General features: G+C 71.1%; 21 protein-coding genes. 12 read left to right on the forward strand and 9 right to left on the reverse strand.

Features of this window, described 5'->3' with window-relative positions; all coding sequences use genetic code 11:
* Positions 1 to 159: 159 nt before the first annotated feature.
* Positions 160 to 912, reverse strand: a complete 753-nt coding sequence (locus ACYVOM_RS11030) for a putative protein N(5)-glutamine methyltransferase (protein ID WP_460303182.1) — start codon at positions 910 to 912, stop codon at positions 160 to 162.
* Positions 913 to 1219: 307 nt separating this feature from the next.
* Here ACYVOM_RS11030 and ACYVOM_RS11035 point away from each other — a divergent pair, with 307 nt between their 5' ends.
* Both ACYVOM_RS11035 and ACYVOM_RS11040 read left to right on the forward strand, forming a co-directional pair.
* A complete protein-coding gene (locus ACYVOM_RS11035) occupies positions 1220 to 1450 on the forward strand; it encodes a hypothetical protein (protein WP_460303183.1) in 231 nt (76 codons plus the stop codon).
* Positions 1451 to 1521: 71 nt separating this feature from the next.
* A complete protein-coding gene (locus ACYVOM_RS11040) occupies positions 1522 to 2439 on the forward strand; it encodes an alpha/beta hydrolase family protein (RefSeq protein ID WP_460303184.1) in 918 nt (305 codons plus the stop codon).
* Positions 2440 to 3325: 886 nt separating this feature from the next.
* Here the strand turns inward: ACYVOM_RS11040 and ACYVOM_RS11045 are convergent.
* Entirely contained in the window at positions 3326 to 4150 is an 825-nt protein-coding gene (locus ACYVOM_RS11045) for an aldo/keto reductase (protein WP_460303204.1), read from the reverse strand.
* Positions 4151 to 4446: 296 nt separating this feature from the next.
* On the opposite strand from ACYVOM_RS11045, the gene ACYVOM_RS11050 reads away from it, so the two are divergent.
* Entirely contained in the window at positions 4447 to 4794 is a 348-nt protein-coding gene (locus tag ACYVOM_RS11050) for a helix-turn-helix domain-containing protein (protein ID WP_460303185.1), read from the forward strand.
* 40 nt (positions 4795 to 4834) lie between these two features.
* Here ACYVOM_RS11050 and ACYVOM_RS11055 read toward each other — a convergent pair whose 3' ends face one another.
* Complete coding sequence (locus tag ACYVOM_RS11055; RefSeq protein WP_460303186.1) at positions 4835 to 5437, reverse strand: ClpP family protease; 603 nt, start codon at positions 5435 to 5437, stop codon at positions 4835 to 4837.
* 2 nt (positions 5438 to 5439) lie between these two features.
* Positions 5440 to 6051, reverse strand: coding sequence for an ATP-dependent Clp protease proteolytic subunit (locus ACYVOM_RS11060; RefSeq protein ID WP_460303187.1), 612 nt, complete (start codon positions 6049 to 6051; stop codon positions 5440 to 5442).
* A gap of 234 nt (positions 6052 to 6285) precedes the next feature.
* Here ACYVOM_RS11060 and ACYVOM_RS11065 point away from each other — a divergent pair, with 234 nt between their 5' ends.
* Both ACYVOM_RS11065 and ACYVOM_RS11070 read left to right on the forward strand, forming a co-directional pair.
* Positions 6286 to 7485 (forward strand): FG-GAP repeat domain-containing protein, encoded by a 1200-nt coding sequence (locus ACYVOM_RS11065; RefSeq protein ID WP_460303188.1) that lies wholly within the window; start codon positions 6286 to 6288, stop codon positions 7483 to 7485.
* Positions 7486 to 7927: 442 nt separating this feature from the next.
* A complete protein-coding gene (locus ACYVOM_RS11070) occupies positions 7928 to 8077 on the forward strand; it encodes a hypothetical protein (RefSeq protein WP_460303189.1) in 150 nt (49 codons plus the stop codon).
* Between the two features lie 13 nt (positions 8078 to 8090).
* Here the strand turns inward: ACYVOM_RS11070 and ACYVOM_RS11075 are convergent, their stop codons facing one another.
* Positions 8091 to 9077, reverse strand: a complete 987-nt coding sequence (locus ACYVOM_RS11075) for an alcohol dehydrogenase catalytic domain-containing protein (protein WP_460303190.1) — start codon at positions 9075 to 9077, stop codon at positions 8091 to 8093.
* Positions 9074 to 10501, reverse strand: coding sequence for an MFS transporter (locus ACYVOM_RS11080; RefSeq protein ID WP_460303191.1), 1428 nt, complete (start codon positions 10499 to 10501; stop codon positions 9074 to 9076). Before ACYVOM_RS11080 ends, ACYVOM_RS11075 begins: the two co-directional genes overlap by 4 nt.
* Positions 10502 to 10559: 58 nt before the next feature.
* Between ACYVOM_RS11080 and soxR the strand changes: the two genes are divergently transcribed.
* Both soxR and ACYVOM_RS11090 read left to right on the forward strand, forming a co-directional pair.
* A complete protein-coding gene (soxR, locus tag ACYVOM_RS11085; RefSeq protein WP_460303192.1) occupies positions 10560 to 11015 on the forward strand; it encodes a redox-sensitive transcriptional activator SoxR in 456 nt (151 codons plus the stop codon).
* A 153-nt stretch (positions 11016 to 11168) separates the two neighbouring features.
* Positions 11169 to 12605, forward strand: coding sequence for a hypothetical protein (locus ACYVOM_RS11090; protein ID WP_460303193.1), 1437 nt, complete (start codon positions 11169 to 11171; stop codon positions 12603 to 12605).
* Here ACYVOM_RS11090 and ACYVOM_RS11095 read toward each other — a convergent pair.
* Positions 12598 to 13248, reverse strand: a complete 651-nt coding sequence (locus tag ACYVOM_RS11095) for a TetR/AcrR family transcriptional regulator (RefSeq protein ID WP_460303194.1) — start codon at positions 13246 to 13248, stop codon at positions 12598 to 12600. The two genes, ACYVOM_RS11090 and ACYVOM_RS11095, sit on opposite strands and share 8 nt — an antisense overlap.
* A gap of 129 nt (positions 13249 to 13377) precedes the next feature.
* Between ACYVOM_RS11095 and ACYVOM_RS11100 the strand changes: the two genes are divergently transcribed.
* Together ACYVOM_RS11100 and ACYVOM_RS11105 are read left to right on the forward strand one after the other, a co-directional pair.
* Positions 13378 to 14700, forward strand: coding sequence for a cytochrome P450 (locus ACYVOM_RS11100; RefSeq protein WP_460303195.1), 1323 nt, complete (start codon positions 13378 to 13380; stop codon positions 14698 to 14700).
* A gap of 188 nt (positions 14701 to 14888) precedes the next feature.
* On the forward strand, positions 14889 to 16598 hold the full coding sequence (locus ACYVOM_RS11105; protein ID WP_460303205.1) for a proline--tRNA ligase: 1710 nt from the start codon (positions 14889 to 14891) through the stop codon (positions 16596 to 16598).
* A gap of 329 nt (positions 16599 to 16927) precedes the next feature.
* Here ACYVOM_RS11105 and ACYVOM_RS11110 read toward each other — a convergent pair whose 3' ends face one another.
* Positions 16928 to 17482, reverse strand: a complete 555-nt coding sequence (locus tag ACYVOM_RS11110; protein WP_460303196.1) for a hypothetical protein — start codon at positions 17480 to 17482, stop codon at positions 16928 to 16930.
* Between the two features lie 627 nt (positions 17483 to 18109).
* On the opposite strand from ACYVOM_RS11110, the gene ACYVOM_RS11115 reads away from it, so the two are divergent.
* From ACYVOM_RS11115 to ACYVOM_RS11125, 3 genes are all read left to right on the forward strand, one after another.
* A complete protein-coding gene (locus ACYVOM_RS11115) occupies positions 18110 to 18472 on the forward strand; it encodes a fumarylacetoacetate hydrolase family protein (RefSeq protein ID WP_460303197.1) in 363 nt (120 codons plus the stop codon).
* A 76-nt stretch (positions 18473 to 18548) separates the two neighbouring features.
* Entirely contained in the window at positions 18549 to 18926 is a 378-nt protein-coding gene (locus ACYVOM_RS11120) for a MarR family winged helix-turn-helix transcriptional regulator (protein ID WP_460303198.1), read from the forward strand.
* A gap of 262 nt (positions 18927 to 19188) precedes the next feature.
* Positions 19189 to 19422 (forward strand): hypothetical protein, encoded by a 234-nt coding sequence (locus tag ACYVOM_RS11125; protein ID WP_460303199.1) that lies wholly within the window; start codon positions 19189 to 19191, stop codon positions 19420 to 19422.
* 231 nt (positions 19423 to 19653) lie between these two features.
* Here ACYVOM_RS11125 and ACYVOM_RS11130 read toward each other — a convergent pair whose 3' ends face one another.
* The gene (locus ACYVOM_RS11130; protein WP_460303200.1) at positions 19654 to 19839 is read right to left on the reverse strand and encodes a hypothetical protein; all 186 of its coding nucleotides are present in this window, start codon (positions 19837 to 19839) and stop codon (positions 19654 to 19656) included.
* Positions 19840 to 20022: the final 183 nt, after the last annotated feature.

The raw sequence follows: 20022 nt of genomic DNA on the forward strand, positions 1-20022 counted from the left end.
GACGCGCGGCGGAAATCTTCCCCTCCAGAACTCAGACCCAGCTACTCCGCATCGCACCATATAGCTCTGTTTCTCCAAGCATGGTGTGGACTGCCCGACACGTCGGTAACCCGTGGCGGAACCCCGGCGTCCTGCGGCCCGCCGGGGTTCCGGGCGGAATCAGGAAAGCGAGGCGATGAGGACCGTCGCGTCGTAGTCGTCGTCCGAGGCGATGCGGACGGCCAGCCCGTGGCGGGTGAAGGCCGCGACGGCGGCGGCGACCTGGTGGCCGCCCGTCTCGACCAGCAGACTTGCGCGCGGGGCGAGCCAGCCTGGAGCCTCGGCGGCGACGCGGCGCAGCACGTCGAGGCCGTCGGACCCGCCGTCCAGGGCGGCGCGCGCCTCGTGATCGCGGGCCTCGGACGGAAGCAGCGGGATCTCCTCGGACGGGACATAGGGCACGTTCGCGAGCAGCACGTCCACCCGGCCCCGCAGGCGCGAGGGCAGCGGGTCGAAGAGGTCGCCCTGGTAGACGGCGCCGCGGACGTTTCCGCGCGCGCAGGCCACCGCCGCGGGGTCGATGTCCGCCGCGTGCAGTTCGACTCCCTCACGCGCGACGTGCAGTGCGGCGCCGAGCGCCCCGGAGCCGCAGCACAGGTCGACGACCACCGCGTGGTCGGGCGTCAGCCGGGCCGCCTCGGCGACGAGGAACTCCGTGCGCCTGCGCGGGACGAACACCCCCGGTGCGACGGCGATCCGCAGCCCGGCGAACTCCGCCCACCCCACGACGTGCTCAAGGGGAGTCCCGGCCGCCCGCCGCGCGGCCATGGCCCGCAACTCCTGCGCGGACCTCGCGGACGAGGCCAGCACCGCGGCCTCGTCCTCGGCGAACACGCACCCTGCCTGCCGCAGCGAGGCGGTGATCGCGTCCATCAGTACAACATTCGACACCAACGACATGGGTAACCTTCCGGCTGCTTCCCGGGGCACTCCCCACCCGTTCTACGCGAGCGCTTTCGCGCGCCCCGAGGGGGAGTGCCCGCATCGACGAACACCGCTGATGCGACTCACCTCCTCTCCCGCGCAACGGTCCGCCGCCACGCTACTGCGATCAAGGTCCGCCCGGAACCCCCGCCCACGCGCCCTCTGCCGGGACGGGGCTCCGAAGCGGTGCTCTCACGCCTGGGTGCGGCGCGGTTCCAGGACGACCGGGCCCGTCGGCTCCGGCACGGGTGTCGAGGTGGCAGAAGCCGCTGCCGTCTACGCGCAGCGCGCGGGAGATCACGCCGAGTCCCTTCCCGCGGGCGTCGCGCTCGGCCCCGCGGTCGGCCCCCGCGAGATCGGGGGCCTCGAAACCGAGGTGGTGGGCGCCCTCGCCGAGCCCGTCGAGGAACCGTCGCCGCGGCGGGTCCGGGTCGCCACTCCGGGGGCGCGATGGCCGGAAGTGGCGGTCCGGGGCGCCGGGGGTTGACGAATGTGTATCCACTAGCGGAACTTTGTCTGTGTAAGGGAAACGACGTTCCAATACGAAAAGGAGGCCCCATGGGGCTTCGTCGTGTGGCCCGAGCCGTCATCCCCGTCCTGCTGGGCGCCGCGCTGGCAGGGGCGCCCGCAGCGTCCGCCCAGGCGGTGCCCGCCGTCGCCACGTACGTGACGACCGTCGGCGGGGACACCGCCGACGTCTACTACCCGACCAAGATCTCCGGAAGGCTGCCCGTCGCGCTGATGCTCCAGGGCGCGCAGGTCGGGCGAGGGTTCTACTCCGACTACGCCGAGGCGGTCGCCGCCTACGGATTCATCGTCGTGGTTCCGGACCACAAGCGTCTCCTCTTCTTCGACAACGACTTCTACCCGGAACAGTCGCAGGCGGCGGCCACCGCCGACTGGATGGGCGACGAGGACGACAGGTCCGCCTCGCCGCTGCTCAACCGGTTCCGGCTCAGCCGGATCGCGCTGCTCGGCCACTCCTTCGGCGGGGCCGCGGGCCTGTCCGTCGCCGAGAGCAAGTGCGTCTTCCCCTTCTGCACCGGGCTGGTCTACTCCCGGCCGTCGGAGGTGAAGGCCGCTTCGCTGTTCGGCACGAACAACAAGTCGTTCCTCACCGGCACGTTCTCCGACGTGGACAACGAGATCCCGGTCCAGCTCGTCCAGGGCCTCCAGGACGGCGTCGCGCTCCCCGCCGACGCCGAGGAGACCTACGGCCGCCTCCAGGAAGACCCCAAGCAGATCGTCCGGATCTCCGGCGCCAACCACTACGGCATCACCGACGTCCAGAACCCCGCCGGCGCCGACCCCGAGGTCGCCGGCCAGTCCCTCACCCAGGCCCAGAGCATCGAGATCGCAGCCCGCTGGGCGGCGAAGTTCCTGCTCGCCGAGTTCGGCGACGACGCCGCGGCCGACTACGTCTGGTCCACCGGCGACGCCGCCGACCCCCACGTCACCGTCACCGGCGACTCCTGATCACCCCGCGGGGGCGGCCCCACCCCGCCCCCGCACCCACCCCCCGCCCCAAAGACGCCCTCCAGCCGAAACACATGCCCCAGCCCAAGAAGCCCTCCAGCCGCAGCACGTGCCCTAGCCCAAAGACGCGCCCCTGCCCGAAGACACCCCCCAGCCGGAGCAGGTGCCCTAGCCGGAACACGTGGCCCAGTCGGAGCACGCGGTTCAGCCCGAAGACGCGATTCAGCCGGAGCACGTGGCCCAGTCGTAAGACGTGATTTGGCCGGAAGACGCCGCCAGCCGGAACACATGCCCGAGCCCAGCGACGCGAGCCAGCCGGAACGCGCGATCCAGCCCTAACACGCGATTCAGCCGGAGACGCTCCCAGCCGGAACACGGGACCTGCCGGAACACGTGCCCGAGCCCGGAGACGTGACACAGCCGGAACGCGCGATCAGTCCAAAGACGTGATCCGGTCGGTCTACGCGGTCCGGTCGGCAGTGAAGCCTGCAACGGTCCGGCACGCCCTTCTGCTTCGGTGACCCTCGCGTGGCGTGAGTGCGCTGTGCGCCGAAGGGGGGTGCCGGAGCGGGTGTTGCGGTGGCGATCGCTTACTGGGCCGTTGCCCGGCCGACGTGATTGTGCGAGGGCCTCGTGGCCTGTGGTTCGGGGGCGGCGCTGGGCCGAGGCATGGGGTCTAAGGAGGCCGACCCAGTGGACCTTCGGGCTGATCCCCGCGCGGGGCGAGGTCGGCGGCCCGTGGGACTCACAGCCATACACCTCGCCCATGGCGAGAACCCCGCACTCGCCCCTGCTTCTTGCCGCCGACCACCGGCCGACGACGTTCCCGCGCGGCGGCTCGCGTCGTGCGGGGACGCAGGTCGGGAGAGGCCGGTTCGGGCTGTGGTCAGGTGGCGTTGAAGCGGAGGGGGTCTGGGCCGTAGCGCTCGTTTCGGTTCAGGGCGTTGATGGCGGTCATGTCCTCGGAGGTGAGGGTGAAGTCGGCCAGGGCGTGGTTCTCCTTGATGCGGGACGGGGTGACGGACTTGGGGATGGCGATGTCGCCGTTCTGAAGGTGCCAGCGCAGGACGATCTGGGCGGGGGAGCGGTCGTGGGCGGCGGCGATGCGGCCGAGGACGGGGTCGTCGAGGAGGCCGCGGCCCTGTCCGAGCGGGCTCCAGGCCTCCGTGGCGATGCCGTGCTCTGCGTGGTAGGCGCGCAGTTCGGTCTGTGGGAAGTACGGGTGCAGTTCGATCTGGTTGACGGCGGGGACCAGCCCGGTCTCCTCGGCGAGCCGCTCCAGGTGCGGCATCGCGAAGTTCGAGACGCCCACCGCCCGGGCCCTGCCCTCCCCGGCGATTCGCTCCAGCGCGCGCCAGGTGTCGACGTAATCGTCACGCGCCGGCATGGGCCAGTGGATGAGGTAGAGGTCGACGTACTCGGTGCCGAGCTTCTCCAGGCTCGCGTCGAACGCCTTGAGCGCCGCGTCGTGGCCGTGGTCGGCGTTCCACAGCTTGGTCGTCACGAACACGTCCTCCCGGGGCAGGTCCGACTCGCGCACCGCCCGTCCGACGCCCCGTTCGTTGCCGTAGGCGGAGGCCGTGTCGATGCTGCGGTATCCGGCGTCGAGGGCGAGGCCGACGGCGGTGACGGCCTCGTCGTCGCCGACCTGCCACACCCCGAAGCCCTGCCGGGGCATGGCGACACCGTTGTTCAGTTCGACGGTCTTCAGCGTGTTCTCGTCCATGCCACAACTCAAGCACGGATCGTCACAGAGCGTCGCACGCGCCTGTGGATAACCGCCGCATCCCCTCGGTCACAGCTCTTTCCGACGGCGGCGCGGCTCGCCACAGGATGATCACCCGCGGACGTCGCCAGCCCGGGAATCCGGCGGAACCCTCCCGGCGAGCGTGCCCGCGCCGCTTCGCCAGATGCGAAACAGGCTTCCCGCGCCGCCGGTCCCGGGTTAGGAAGGACCGGTGAGCCCGTTCGCGGAGCGGGCCGCCGAGGCGTGAGGGAGGGGCAGCGATGCCGGAACAGGTGCGGGACGGGCTGGACGAAGAGATCGCCGCGCGGCCGCTGCTGCGCGACCTACTCGGCGGGGAGCTGCGCCGCCTCCGCCGCGAGCAGGGCAGGACGCTCGCCGACGTGGCCCGCCACGCGCGCATCTCCATGCCCTACCTCTCGGAGGTCGAACGCGGTCGCAAGGAGGCATCCTCGGAGGTCCTGGCCTCCGTCTGTGAGGCGCTCAGCGTCGACCTGGGCGAGGTCCTCACGGAGGTGGGACGCGGCATGATCGCCTTCCGAGCCCCCGTCGCCCTGGCCCGCCCCGCCCGTCCGGCAGGGCACGGGGACGTCTTCTGCCTGGCCGCCTGAGCCGCTGGGCGGCCGGCAGGGCGCCGGCCGCCCAGCGCGCTCAAACCGGCATGTCGTCGCGCCTGGAGATGACGACGTCCGCGAGGCCGTAGGCGACGGCCTCGGCGGCGTCGAAGGTGACGCTGCGGTCGGTGTCGCTGCGGATCTTCGCGGCGGGATGCCCGGTGTGCCTGGCGAGGATCTCGTCCATCTCCGTGCGCACCCGCGCGACCTCCCGCGCCTGGACGGCGAGGTCCGGGAGCGTGCCGCGCGACTGGCTCGACGGCTGGTGCAGCATCACCTTGGAGTGCTTGAGCACCGCGCGCTTGCCCGGCGCCCCTGCGGCGAGGAGGACGGCCGCCGCGGACGAGGCCTGGCCCATGCAGAAGGTCGCGACGTCGGGGCGGACGAACTGCATCGTGTCGTAGATCGCGGTGAGCGCGCTGAAGGAGCCGCCGGGGGAGTTGATGTAGAGCCCGATCTCGGTGTCGGGGCTCTCGGACTCCAGGTGCAGGAGCTGCGCCATCACCACGTTGGCGACGCCGTCGTCGATCTCGGTGCCGAGGAAGACGATCCGGTCGGACAGCAGCCGCGAGTAGATGTCGAAGGCCCGTTCGCCGCGCGGGGTCCGCTCGACGACGGTCGGGATCGTGTACTGGCTCATCGTCACAGGCCCGTTCGGTAGGTGAGGGGTGCGGGGCGGATGTCGTCCATGTGCTCCACCACGTGGTCGACGAGCCCGTAGGCGCGCGCTTCCTCGGCGGTGAACCAGCGGTCGCGTTCGCTGTCGCGCTCCACGGTCTCGTACGGCCGGCCGGTCTGCTCGGCGGTGATCCGGGTGAGGAGGGAGCCCACGCGTTCGAGGTGGGCCGCGTAGATCTCCACGTCGGCCGCGGTCCCGCCGAAGCCCGCCGATCCCTGGTGCATGAGGATCTGGGCGTGCGGCAGGCAGTAGCGCTTGCCGGGGGCGCCGGAGCTGAGCAGGAACTGCCCCATGCTCCCGGCGAGGCCGAGCGCCAGCGTGCTCACCTCGTTGGGGATGAGCCGCATGGTGTCGTAAATGGCGAGTCCGGCGCTGACGGAGCCGCCGGGAGAATTGATGTAGAGGCTGATTCCGCGGCGCGGATCCTCCGCCGAGAGCAGCAGGAGCTGCGCGCAGATCCGGTTGGCGATCCGGTCCTCCACCTCGGCGCCCAGTACGACTATGCGCTGGTAGAGCAGTCTTGCGGCGAGCTGGTCGTCGAGGCCCCCGACGATTTCGCCAGTGCTTTCCCCCATGGTTTCGCTCCCTGTCGCAGAAATGATCGAGACGGTGCTTCGATTTCGACGATAGGGCGTGTGAATATGCGCGGAAAGCCTTCTCTGCCGACGGCAGATTTTCCTTGAACGGATCCCGTCGGCGGGCGCTGATTTCCAGACCGCCCGGATTGTCGGTTTTGTACGAACTGATGGTGCGGTGCGGGCGTCACAAGGGACACCCTGTTTCTGATCCGCTCCCGAACGGACGGTTCGATGCGTCCTGCTTCCCTCGTCGTGGCGGTCACGACCACCGCGGCCCTCCTCACCGCCCTCCCCGCGCCGGCCTCCGCCGCGTCCCTTGCGGCCCCTTATGACTTCGACGGAAACGGCAGCCCGGACCTCGTGCTGCTCGGCCCGGAGGCCAAGACCGGGGGTCCGCCGCGGCCGGTGGTCATCCGGTACGCCAAGACCGGGCGCACGCAGGTCCTCCGGGGCATCGCCCTCCCCACTGTCGCCTCCGCGGACTTCGACACCGACGGCTACGCCGACCTCGCCGTCACCGATCCGGCCGCGGACGGCATCCGCGTCCACCACGGCTCGCGCAAGGGCCTGGCCGAAGACGCGGACCTGCTCCTGGCCGAATGGTCGGGTGCTTCACAGCTCGATTCGGGTGACGTCGACGGCGACGGCCGCCCCGACCTCGTCTTCTTCTACGGCTCCGGGTTCGGCGTCTTCCGCGGTGCGGCTCCGGGGCAGGCTCCCGCCGTCGTTCGCGTCGACCACCGTGCGGTCCAGCCGGAGATCGCCGACTTCACGGGGGACGGCATCGACGACATCGTCCTGACCTCCTTCGGGCGCTGGACCCCCGCGCTCTTCGCGGGCTCTCCCGACGGGCCGACCGCTCCCGTCGCCTTGACGGAGTTGGCCCAGAACCGTCTGACGCTCGCCGCCGACGTCAACGGGGACGGCCGGGAGGATCTGCTGACAAGGGTCCGCGGCACCCTGCGCGTCAGCCTGCGCCGTGCCACGGGCTTCAAGAAGCCGCAGCTTCTGAAGGGCTCGACGCCGGGTGTGCCCGGCGGCGCGTGGGGTTCCAACAGCTTCTTCGCCAAGGGCGACATCAACGGGGACGGCCGTGACGACGTCGTCATCGGCGATCGTCTGAGCGGCCAGGTCCGCGTGCTGTACGGAGCCCGGAAGGGTCTCACCACCCAGGGCGCGCAGATGTTCACGCGCAAGAGCGTCGGCGCAGGCCCGCAAAGGTGGCCGGGCTTCGGCGAAGTCGTCTCCTTGCTGAACCTGTCGGGCGACCGAAAGCCGGAGCTGGTGGTGGGATCGCCCGGAGAGCGCGCGGGCCGCGCCTACATCCTGCGCAACTCCAAGGGCCGGATCACCACCCGCGGAGTGACGCGGCTGACGCTGAAGTCGCTCGGGTTCACCGGCAGCGGGCTCGCCGTGGTGCCGCGGCCATGACGGCCCCGCCCGTCGAAAGGCCTCCACGCCGCCGGGCTAGGGCGGCGTCCACCGCGGTGCGCGTCGGGTAGGCGACCGCGTTTCGGGCCTCCGCTCGGCCCGCCCAAGCCATGTCTCCTGGAGCACGCCCTCGATGCCGGCCACAAAAGCCGGCCACCGTGTGGACGACCGAGCACAGCGGATCCCGTTGCGCACGGACTCCTTCGAAGCGTCATCCGCTGCCCGATCCGTCGGTGCCTCCGTTTCGCTCACCGCCTAAGAGAGCGCGCGCGCTCAAGATGTGGATCAGCTCCCGTTGGCTGGCCCGATGAGGCCCGCTGCCGGGTCTGGCGCGGAAGGGTGCGCCGGGTTCCGATGGGAGAAGGGCGGCGACACGGGTAGGTCCTGCCTGGTCGTGCCCGTCGGTTGCGAGCGGAGGAGGGCCGCGGTGCCGGAGGAACACATGACGGATGCCGTGTCGGAGTTCGAGGCGGCGTTCGAGGCGGAGGAGGCGGAAGCGCCGGAGCCCCCGCCCGAGGAAGGCGGGCAGGGGCTGGGCTGGGGGACCTTCCGGCACCGGCCGAGCGCGAGGAGGAGGTCGCGCGGCTGGTGACGCGGACGGCGGATCAGGCCGGGACGAGGACGACCTTGCCGCGCGAGGCCCTGGTCTCGATGGCGGTGTGCGCCGCGGCCGCCTCGGCCAGCGGGAACGCGCTCACGAGGGGGACGACGTCACCCCGGCCCACCGCGTCCAAGGCGAGCGTCTCAAGCGCGCGCAGGTCCGGGATGGGTACGCCGAGCGCGCCGGTGACGCTCAGCGCCCGGTCGACGATGTCCTGGGTGGTGGCCTCGACAGGGGAGCCGCTGGACCATCCGTAGATGATGTGGCGACCGCCGCGCGCGAGTGCCTCAAGGCACGCGCGCGCGACGGGCCCGCCCACTCCGTCGTAGACGACCGCCGCGCCTTTCGCGCCGACCGCGTCCGTGAGTCTTGCCGTCCAGTCTTCGGCAGAGGTGTCGACGGCCTCAGGGCGGCTCCCGTCCCGGCCGACGATCCCGGCGACGGCTTCGCGCTTGGACTCTCCGCCGTAGAGGGCGACGACCTGGGATCCCGCCGCGAGGGCGAGGTAGGCGAGCTGGTTGCCCAAGCCTCCCGACGCGCCCGTCACGATGACGACGTCCCCGGGCCCGGAAGCCACCGAGCGGCGGACGAGTTGCGCAGTGCGGCCGGTGCCTATGGCGGCCACCGCCGCGGCGTAGGAGACCGATTCAGGCAACTCGTGCAGGGAGGCGGCGGGAGCGAGCGCGTATTCGGCGTAGCCGCCGCTCAAGGCCCCGACGTGGGCGACGACGCGCTTGCCCGTCCACGTGCCCGGGACGTCCGCGCCGACGGCCTCGACCGTTCCGGCGACCTCGCGGCCGGGCGTCATCGGCAGTGAGGGCTTGGGCAGCGTGGGCGGCCCCTGGCCTTCGCGGATGTTGGTGTCGACGGCGTGGACGCCCGCCGCGCCCACTCTCACCAGGACCTGCCCTGGGCCGGGCGCAGGCCGATCGGCCTCCTCCAGCACCAGGACCTCTGCGGGCCCGAACTCCCGCTGCACGATCGCTTTCACGCTGCAACCTCCATGGGTGCGTTGTCAGATGCCGGCTGTCCGGCGGATGGGGCCGCCCTCGGGGCGAGGACGACGGCGGCGAGGCCGAGGGCCGCGCCCAGAGCGAAGACCCCGGTGAAGCCGCCGTAGGCGGCGGCGAAGATGAGTCCGCCCACGGCCAGGGCGAGCGCCCCGCCCAGGGAGTCGACGATGGCGAGCGCCGAGGAGTTGAAGCCGCGCTCGGCGGGGGCGGAGAGGCTGAGCGTCAGGGTGCTCAGCCGCGGGTACATGAGGCCCATCCCCGCTCCGCCGACACCCCAGGCGGTGATCGCGACGGCCGCGGGCAGCGCCAACGCGGCGGCGGCGAGGACTCCGAGGAGCGACGCCAGGACGAGCGCCGACCCGATCCGGATCCAGGCGAGGTGCGCCACCCGGCCGCCCGAGCGGCCCTGGACGGCCGATGCTCCGGCCCAGGCCAGGCCGCCGACGGTAAGGGTGAGTCCCGCGAGGGCGGGAGCGAAGCCGTAGTTCTCAGTGAGCAGGTAGGGCAGGTAGACGTCCCCGCCGAAGAAGGCCGCGGACACCAGCCCGCGGACGAGGATCGCGCTCGGCAGGCCGCGCCGGGCGGTGAGCGTGCCGCCCGGCAGCGTCGGCCGCACGGCGGCCAGCGCGACCGCCACCGCGACGGCGGAAAGGAGCGCGCCGATCTTGGGCAGGCCGCCGGCGAGGTTCAGGACCAGCACGGCCGCCGCGGCGAGCGCGGCCCACCCGAGCAGCGCGAATCCGCGGTCCGCGCGCTCCTCGGCCGACTGAGGGCCGGCGTCGCGCAGTGCCGGCACGACCATGAGCATCGCGACCGCGACCAGGCCGACGACGCCGAGGAACACCCACTGCCAGCCGAGCAGCGCCGCGACGCCCCCCGCGACCGCAGGGCCGATCAGCGCGGGAAGGATCCAGCACGAGGCGAACGCGCCGAAGAGGACGGGCTGGAGCGTCTCCGGGTAGATCCGGCCCACGACCACGTACAGGGCGACGGTGATCGCCCCGCCGCCCAGGCCCTGGAAGAGCCGCCCGGCGACGAGCACCTCCATGGTCGGGGACAGCCCGCAGAGCACCAGGCCCGCCCCGAACAAGGCGACCGAGGTGTAAAGCGGCGCTATCGGGCCGCGCCGGTCGGCCCACAGTCCCGCGGCGACCATGCCGATCACCCCGGTCGCGAGGGGCCCGGCGAACGCGAGCGCGTACCAGCGGGCCCCGTCGAGGTCGGCGCTCACCGCGGGCATCACCGCGGTGACCGCGATGCTCTCGAACGCGGTGAGGAAGACCAGAGCACACGATCCGAGCGTCACCCACAGGAACCCGCCACCGAGGACACTCGCCCGTTCCGTCCGTTCCGGGCGTCCTGTTCGTTCAGGGCGTTCTTGCGCCTGCTTGAAGATGCTCATGCGGTGACGGTAGAACTTGAACCATTGTTGAGGTCAAGCGCGTGACGGAGGCCCGAAAGTGGACGAGAGCACGCCGCAGACCGGCCTGCTGACGGTCGGGGAGGCGTCCCGGCGCAGCGGAGTCCCGGTCTCCGCCCTGCACTTCTACGAGCGCGAGGGGCTGATCACCGCCGAGCGCACTTCGGGCAACCAGCGCCGCTATCGCCGCAGCACCCTGAGGCGGCTCGCCTTCATCCGCACCTCCCAGCGCTTGGGCGTCTCGCTGACGGACATCCGGGAGGCGCTGGACTCCCTTCCGTCCGGCCGCACGCCCACCCGGGACGACTGGACGCGCCTGTCCGCGTCATGGCGGGACCGTCTGGACGCCCGGATAGCCGCCCTTCAGGCTCTGCGCGACACCCTTGACGACTGCATCGGATGCGGCTGCCTCAGCCTCGGCTCCTGCGCGCTGAGCAACCCCGGAGACACCCTCGCGGCTCACGGGCCGGGGGCTGCGCGCTGGCCTTCGGTGTGAAGCCCGTCGGCGGAGGCTGAGCAGGACCCTTCCGGGTTTCCGCGCGCCCACGTAGGGTCGGCGCACATGCCCCCCTCGCGCCTGCAGGCACCGTCCACCGGGCCTTCACCGGCCCAAGGATCCGCCCTGGCTTGGGCGGGACACCCTGTGACGGTGGGCGCCGTGATCGTCCTCGCGGTCAACGACCACCAGCTGAAACCCGCCTTCCCCGGCCTGCTGACGGGCAAGCTGAGCGACGTGGCGGGCCTCGTGTTCGCGCCCGCCCTTCTGGCCCTGGCCTTCGCGGTGTTCGGATGGGCCGGGAGACGGGCGGCCGCCTGGTCCGTCGCCGTCACGGGCGTCGGCTTCGCCCTGGTGAAGGCGACCCCCGTAGGCGCGGACGCGGCTTCGGCCCTGTGGACGGCCGCTGCCGGGCCGTCGGCGGTCCTCGCCGATCCGACCGATCTCTTCGCGCTGCCCGCCCTCGGCCTGAGCTGGGCCGTTCACCTGAGGAGCCGGGACAGCGGTGTGGGAGCGCGCTGGGTCCGGCTGGTCCGGATCCTGGTCGCGGTCCCCTTGGCCGTCGTCGCGACGGCGGCGACGTCGCAGGTCGAGCCCCGTACGGTCGCCGATGTCCGGGTCGCCGACGGGCGCATCCACGTCGAGGGCCTCGCTCGGGAGACCTACTCGGGTGATGGAGGGCGGACCTGGTGGCAGAGGGAGGAACCGGAGCCTTCACCGCCGACACAGAGCCCGAGCCCAAGCGCGCGCCCGAGCCCGAGCCTCACCCCCGCTCCCGGCGGCGCGACCAGCGCGTGCCTGCCTTCTCGGCCGAGCCACTGCTACAGGATCGTCCCCGGAAGGCTCGCGGTGGAGGAGACCCAGGACGGACGGGTATGGCGGACGGCCTGGGAGGTCCCCGAGGGCAGGACGGAGTTCCTGCGCCGCCAGGCCGAGGACAGAGGACTGGACCCGCTGGTCGCGAGCAGCGCGATCGCGGTACAGGAGATCGAGGGCGGCCACGTCGTGGCGGTCGCCAACAGGGGAGACGGCCTCGCCTTCAAGGATCTGGGAGGCGTCTGGCACAGGCTGGGCTTCGCCTCCTCAACGAGTGCGGAAGGGCCCGCCCAGGTCGTGTGGACGGCTCCGAGCCTCGATGACGGGAACGCCTACGGCTTCCGCCTGTTCTGCGTCGGCCTCATGGTCCTCGCCCTGTCGCTCGGGGTGGGACTGCCGATGAGCGCCACGCTGCTGTGGGGCGTCCTCTGCGCCGTCCTGGGCGCGGCCCTCGGCTCGACGCTCCACGCCCAGGGCATCACGGTCCTGCTGTCGGCGCCTGTGACGTGGGCGCTCATGCTCGCGGGTCTCGTTCTGCTCTGCCTGGCGGTCTTCAACGGCTCCGACAGACGACGTGCCTTGGCGGTGGCTCCCGTCGCACTGATATCGGGCCTCCTTGCGCTCCTGCCTATCGCGCTGTGGGCGATAGGCGTACTGGACCCCTACCGGACGGCCGTCCTTCTGTCGGTTCTCCTCGGCTGCCTGGGCGTGGCCGCCTCCCACCTCGTCGGACGGGCGAGGCGCGCACGGCGTGCGGCGCCGTCCGTCACCTGAGCCGCCTGTGCAGGGGCGCGGCGAGGTCCGTCGTGGTGAGCAGGAGCGCGACGGTGTAGTCGACGAGATGGTCGCGTCCGATGGGGACGTCGCCGCGCAGCCAGGCCGCGATGAGGTCCCACAGGCCGGACGTCAGGGTGAACGCGGTGAGCGCCAGGTCGGTGTCGGACAGGGGCGACTCGCCCAGCAGCGCCGCGGTCCGGCCGGTGAACAGCTTCGCGAGGTTGCCGATGATCTCGCTTCGGCGTTGCTGGAGCAGCGGGTGCGCGGGGAACTCGTGGCCGAGGACGCGGGCGAGGCGCGGGTCGGAGGTGAGGAAGTCGATCGTCGCGGTCACCGAGGCGCGGGCGAGGTCGGGGAGCCGCTGGTCGGACCTCTCTGCGGCCTCCAGGATCCGCGCGGTGCCGAGCGCGGCCTGCTCGTCGACGATGGCCAGCAGCAGCGCGTCGCGGTCGGCGAAGTTCTCGTAGAAGTACCTGTCGTTCAGGCCCGCGAGCGAGCACACGCCGCGGACGGTCGTGGCGGCCCAGCCCTGGGTGCCGAGCAGCTCAAGCCCTGCCTCCATCAGCGCCGCGCGGCGCTGGGCGCGGCGCTCCTCGGCGGGGACCCCCCGATAGGGGCGCGGGCGTCGCTGGGCTGTCACGGATCCGATTCTGCCGTACCCCTTGACGCCCCTCGAAATTCTGGTCATCGTTGACACCAGAATTTCTGGTGTGCCCCATCACCAGAAGTTGGAACGATCTGGTGTGTGCGTCGAGGAGGGCGGTCGCCGGTGACCACGGACAACGCTGCGGGAAGACTGGCCGTCGAGGACATCAACCTCGCAGACCTGAGGTTCTGGAAGCTCCCCCTGGACGAACGCGCGGAGGCCTTCCGGGTCCTGCGGTCCGCCCCCGGGCCGCGCTTCTTCACCCTCCCGAAGATGCCTATCGTCGGGCAGAGCCCCGGCACCTACGCGCTCGTCAGGCACGCGGACGTGGCCGAGGCCAGCCGCAACTCCGAGGTGTTCAGCAGCGAGCCGAGCGCGACCAGCCCGACCGACCTGCCGCGGATCGTCGAGCGCTACTTCAAGTCGATGATCGACATAGACGACCCGCGGCACGGCAAGATCCGCCGCGTCGTCTCCCGCGCCTTCAGCCCGAAGATGATCTCCAAGTTCGAGGACGACATCGCCGGCCGCGCCACCCGGATCGTCGACGAGCTGATCGAATCCGGCCCCGGCGACTTCGTGGCCAAGGTCGCGGTGCGCCTTCCCACCGAGGTCATCTGCGACATGCTCGGCATTCCGCCGAAGTACTACCCGCAGGTCGTGAAGCTGACGAACATCACCGTCGGCTACACCGACCCGGAGTACGTCGGCGCGGAGATCGACTACAGCTCCGGCACCGCCAAGATGGGCACCTTCGGGATGCTGCGCACCCTCGGCACCATGTCGCTCGCCGGGTACCGGCTGCACCGGCTCGCCTCCCGCCTCGGCCGCGAGCGGATCAAGAACCCGACCGGCGACCTCACCTCGGCTCTGGTCAACGCCAACGTCGATGGGGAATCCCTCACGCCGCAGGAGTTCGGCGCGTTCTTCCTGCTCCTCGTCGTCGCGGGCAACGAGACCACCCGCAACGCCATCGCGCACGCGCTCAAGCTCTTCACCGACAACCCCGACCAGCGCGCGCTCCTGCTGGAGGACTTCGACGGCCGCATCGGGGGCGCCGTGGACGAGATCATCCGCTACGCGAGCCCCGTCATCTTCATGCGCCGCAACGTCACCCGCGACTACGAGCTGAACGGCCACCAGTTCAAGGCCGGCGACCGGGTGTCCCTGTACTATCCGTCGGCGAACCGGGACGAGACGGTCTTCACCGACCCTGACGTCTTCGACATCACCCGCTCGCCCAACCCGCACATCGCGTTCGGCGGCCCCGGCCCGCACTACTGCCTCGGCGCGAACCTCGCCCGCCGCGAGATCACCCTGATGCTCCGCGAGCTGTTCACCCGGGTGCCCGACATCCGCACCGACGGCGAGCCCGACCGCCTCCAGTCCGGCTTCATCAACGGCCTGAAGCGCCTGCCCTGCACGTTCACGACGCCGGCGTCCTGAACGCAGACCCGCGGCTCCCGGCGGTCACCCCGCCGGGAGCCCTTCGCTTTCCGGAGGGACGACTCGGCGACCCGTCCACCGGCCTGTGGACAACTTTCTGCGGGGATCCGGGACCGGGCTAGGATTTCGGGCATCGCCGCTCGCGGGGGACGCGGGCGGCACCGGTGAACGAAGCGGGGTGGCTGGTCATGCGGTGGTCGCAGATGCACATTCCTACGTTGCGGACGGATCCGGCGGACGCCGACGCGCCCAGCCACCGGCTCCTGCTGCGGGCGGGATACGTGCGGCAGCTGATGGCGGGGCACTACTCGCTGCTGCCGCTCGCGGTGCGGGTCCGCGCCAAGGTGATCGGCGTCATCCGCGAGGAGATGAGCCGGATCGGGGCTCAGGAGTTCATCCTGCCCGCGCTGCACCCGCGCGAAGTCTGGGAGCGCAGCGGCCGCTGGGAGGTCATGGGCGAGGAGATGTTCCGCCTCAAGGACCGCAAAGGCGCGGACCTCGCTCTCGGCATGACCCACGAGGAGATCTTCGGCACGCTCGCGACCGAGCTGAGCTCCTACAAGCAGCTCCCGCAGATCTGGTACCAGTTCCAGACCAAGTTCCGCGACGAGCCGCGCGCCAAGGGCGGGCTGATGCGCACGCGCGAGTTCACCATGAAGGACTCCTACAGCTTCGACCTCGCCCCCGAGGGCCTGGACACCGCTTTCGACCGCCACCATGACGCCTACGTGCGGATCTTCGAACGGCTCGGCATCCCCGCGATCCCGGTCGAGGCGTCCTCGGGGGCGATGGGCGGGTCGGCGTCCACCGAGTTCATGTGCCCGGCCGAGGTCGGCGAGGACCTCGTCGTGCACTGCCCGTCCTGCGGCTACGCGGCCAACATCGAGAAGGCCGTCTCCCGTCTCGCCGAGGCCGCCGACGAGCCCGGGGCGAGTAGCCCGGAGCGGTTCGACACCCCCGGCGTGCGGACCATCGACGACCTCGCCCGGCGCTTCGACGCGCCCGGCGACCGGCAGATCAAGACCCTCGTCTACGTCCTCGACGAGGCGCTCACCCTCGTCCTGCTGCGCGGCGACCACCCGCTCAGCGAGCAGAAGCTCATCGACGCCACCGGCGCGACGGCCCTGCGCCCGGCCCGGCCGGACGAGATCCAGGAGGCCCTCGGCGCGCTGCCCGGCAGCCTCGGCGCGGTCGGCGTCACCGGACTCACGATCCTCGCCGACGAGGCGCTGCGCGGGCGCACCGGCATGTTCACCGGCGCCAACACCGACGACGTGCACCTGCGCGGCGTCGACGTCGCCCGCGACATCGCCGTCACGACCTGGGCCGACTTGCGCGAGGTCGCCGAGGGCGAGGCCTGCGTGCGCTGCGGAAACCCGCTGGAGGTGCGCAAGGCCATCGAGGTCGGCCACATCTTCAAGCTCGGCTACAAGTACGCGCACGCCCTCGGCATCGAGGTCCTCGACGCGGGCGGCAAGCGCACCCCCGTCATCATGGGCAGCTACGGCATCGGCGTGGAGCGCGCCATGGCCTCCATCATCGAATGCCACCACGACGCGAAGGGCATCGTCTGGCCCCTGTCCGTCGCGCCCTTTCAGGTCGCCGTCGTCACCGCCCAGTCCGACGACCCCGACACCGCCAAGGCCGCCGAGGACATCTACTCCGCCCTCCTGGCCGAAGGCATCGACGCCATCATCGACGACCGTCCGGAACGCGCCGGCGTCAAGTTCAAGGACACCGAACTCGTCGGCATCCCCTACCGCGTCACCGTCGGCAAACGCGGCCTCGCCGAAGGCACCGTCGAGTTCACCACCCGCTCCACCGGCGACACCCTCAAACTGCCCCTCCCAGAAGCCGTCGCCCACGTCACCACCACCATCACGCAGGCCCTCGCCTGACGTCCCCGTTCGGCACCCCGCCCGTTCGGCACTCCGCCCGTGGGGCGCGAACACGGCGACGCGGTGGCGGCAGGTTCGGTCGCGACGGGCGAGGCACCCTGGTGTCGGGATCGGCGGTCGCCGAATTCCTCCTGCCACCCCGGGGCGACGCGTCGGCCGTCGGGCCTGTCGCGGCGGGCGAGGCGCCCTTCGGGCGTGGGATCGGAGGTGCCGCTCGCTTCGCGTGATCGCGGGGCGAGCCGGTGGGGTTCGCGTCGTCGCGGCGGCTCCGGACCTTGCGCGAACCAGTTCCGGCCGACCGTCGGTGTCTTCTCCCGTCGGACGGGTGCTCAGGCCTCGGCGACCGTCTGGAGCAGGCCCCAGACGAAGTGGGCGACGTGGCGTGAGCCGTCCGGTGCGGTGAAGCCGGCGGTCCAGCGGCTCGGGCCTTCTCCTTCGCGGTGCGCCAGCGGGCCGAAGCGGGCGTCCAGGTCGCCGACGACGCACGACCAGGGCGTCAGATCGGCCACCGAGTTCAGGGCAGGTACCGGGGCCCCGTCGGCTCGGACCAGCCACTCCTGGAGCAGGGCCCCGTTGTCCGCCGTGAGGACCTCGAACCGGAGGCCGGGCCAGAGGGGGAGGGTCCAGTGCGCCGCAGTGAACTCGACGTCGCCCAGGCGGCGCTCCCGCACCGTCTCGGGTGGACCCAGGACGGTCACGTACCGCTGTCGTCCGCCGGGGAACGCACGGGACCGCAGCACCCGCTGCCAGCGGGCGTTGACCTCGCGCATCTCGGTGCGCGTGGAACCCAGCGCCCGGGCCGCCTCCCACACCAGATCCGGCTGGTAGTCGGCCATCCGCCGCAGCAGCACCAACTGGAACTCCCGCCGCCCGAATCCGTTCACCCCACCAGCAAACCACCCGCCCGCGTCCCCGTGTGAATGATCTCGATGCGCCCGAGGGCGATCGCCATCGCCCGTCCACGCGCCCCACCTGATCGGCGGCCCCTGACGGGTTCCCTGTTGGTCCCCGAACGCGCGAAGTCCATGGTCAAGTGGGCGGGTTCGCGCTCATATGACGCCGCCTGGCCCGTACCGACCCGGTGACCGCTCGGGCGGCGCGGGTCCTTCGGACGAGTCGGCGGTGCGGAGAGATGGCCCGTCCAACGGTGCCGGCCGGGCCAGGGCCGCGTCGATCCGGAGCATCTCCGGCGTCGGTGCGGGGCCGCGGCGGTCCGCCTGGTGCGCTCCCAGGCAGGACCAGCGCCTGGTCACGCGTGGGTGCGTGCCCTCCCGGGTGGATGACGACGCGGGCAAGAGTGAATAAATCGCCACCCTTTCCCCTGATTCGTTTCGACCGGGCTGCTTTTCATACGTACACGGAACATACGTGTACGTATGAATCTGAAGATGTGGCCGGGAGTGCCCCGAGATGGACATGCACCCGCTGCCCGACAAGGCGCCGGACGACGACTACAAGAGCCTCGAAGAGGCCAAAGGTCTCGTCGCTGTGGAGGATCCCGGGAACCACCGATGCCGAGCCCTCGGTCGCCGAGGTGCCCCACGTGTGGCGGTTCCGAGATCTGGAGCCCCTGCTCCACCGCGCCGACGAGGCAATGTCGCTCGGCGTGGACGACGCTGACCGCCGTGCGCTCAACGCCTTCAACCCCAGCCGGATGTTCGGCACGACGCACACGCTGGTCGCCGGCTACCAACTGGGCAGCCCGGGAGAGACCGCGCGCGCCCACCGGCAAGATGATCTGTGGCGTCCCCGAGCTGATCGCCTACGCCGGCGCCGCGATGACGCTGCGTCCCGGTGACGTGATCGCGACCGGGACGCCCGCCGGGGCGGGCGTGCTCACCGACGGTGACGTGATCACGTTGACATCGACCTGATCGGAACCCTCGAGGTGGGTGTCAGCGCTCAAGGCGCCATCCGCTACCGCAGCGGGCCAGGACACAAGGCGAAGCGATGAGCGACGACAACGACCGCGACCGCGACGTCATGCGGGCGGCCCTGCGCATCGACATGTACCAGCAGCCGGGCCACCTCATCCGCCGTGCCCAGCAGGTGCACACCTACCTCTGGTCCACCGAGGTGTCCACAGAGGTCACCTCCACCCAGTTCGCGGTGCTCAGCGCCATCGCCGAGCGTTCGCCCATCGACCAGAACTCCATCGTGCGAAGGGTCTCCCTCGACTCCTCGACCGTCGCCGACGTGGTGAACCGCCTCGTCCGCCGAGGATACGTCGAGCGCGCCAGGGACTTGCACGACCGGCGGCGGAACCTGCTGTCGCTCACCCCGGCAGGCAGGTCTTCGTCGAGGTGTCCCGGACCGCCGCGGAGATGACCCGACCGAATGGTCGAGATCCTGCCCGAGAAGGACCGCAAGGAACTGGTCCGCATCAACCGGATGCCGCTCCCCTTCGCCCGTGGGAACCGGGCATCGCCCGGCTCTTCACCGATTGCCGCGGCGGCGGGGAACGGTACGCGCAAGAGACGGGCATCTTCTCGATCATGCACGTGGTGGTCCTCCGCCGAGACCTGTACGAAACCCACCCTGGCTGGCCTTCTCCCTCTACAAGGCCTTCGAGGAATCCCTCGCGCTGGCGATGCGCCGGATAGGGGAGACCAACGCCCTGCGCTACTCCCTCCCCTGGCTCTACCAGGAGGTGGAGCACACCCGTTCCATCATGGGACCGGACTTCTGGCCCTACGGCGTGGAACCCAATCTGCCCACCCTCCGCACCCTGCTCCGCTACTCCTACGAGCAGGGCCTGACCGAACGCCCCCTTTCCCCCACCGAGATCTTCGCCCCCGAAACCCTCGACACCCACCGCATCTGAACACCGGCACCCTGAACCGGATTGGGCGCGGCCCCTGCCGCGCCCAATCCCCTTCACGGGCCCGCCACCGCGTCCGTCCATGCAGACCGCAGCCAACCGCCCCAGCCGTCGAGCCGTGGTCGTGCCCGTCATGATGAAGCCGCGCTGCCACTCAGGTTCGAGGGAAACCGCCATGGGTCGATGTGATGACCCTTCCAGCGGGAAGAGCGCGCCAGGTCATAAAGCCGGGGGTCAGCGGACGCGGCGGAAGGTCCAGTAGATCCAGTTGCCGCTGGCCACACTCGTGGCCACGTCCCAGCCCTGCTTACCCAGGTCGTTCTGGACGGCCAGGACTTCGCCGAAGTTGCCGGAGTAGAGACGTTCCTGGCCGTCGGGGAGGTTGACGCGGATGGAGTGATCGGTCCAGATCCATTCCATGGAAGCGAATTCGAAAGTCAGGCTGACCTCCTCAGGTCGGCGGGCGGTCGGGTCGACCGCGGCGCGCGATTCCGCATGGACTTCACGACCTTAGGAGGCCGGTGGGCACCCGCCCACCACTTGGCTCTGTCTCACTCCCTGGGGTCGGCTCGTTGGTCGTGACGCTCAGTTGTGAAGGATCAT

This window comes from Actinocorallia aurea, assembly GCF_054783995.1.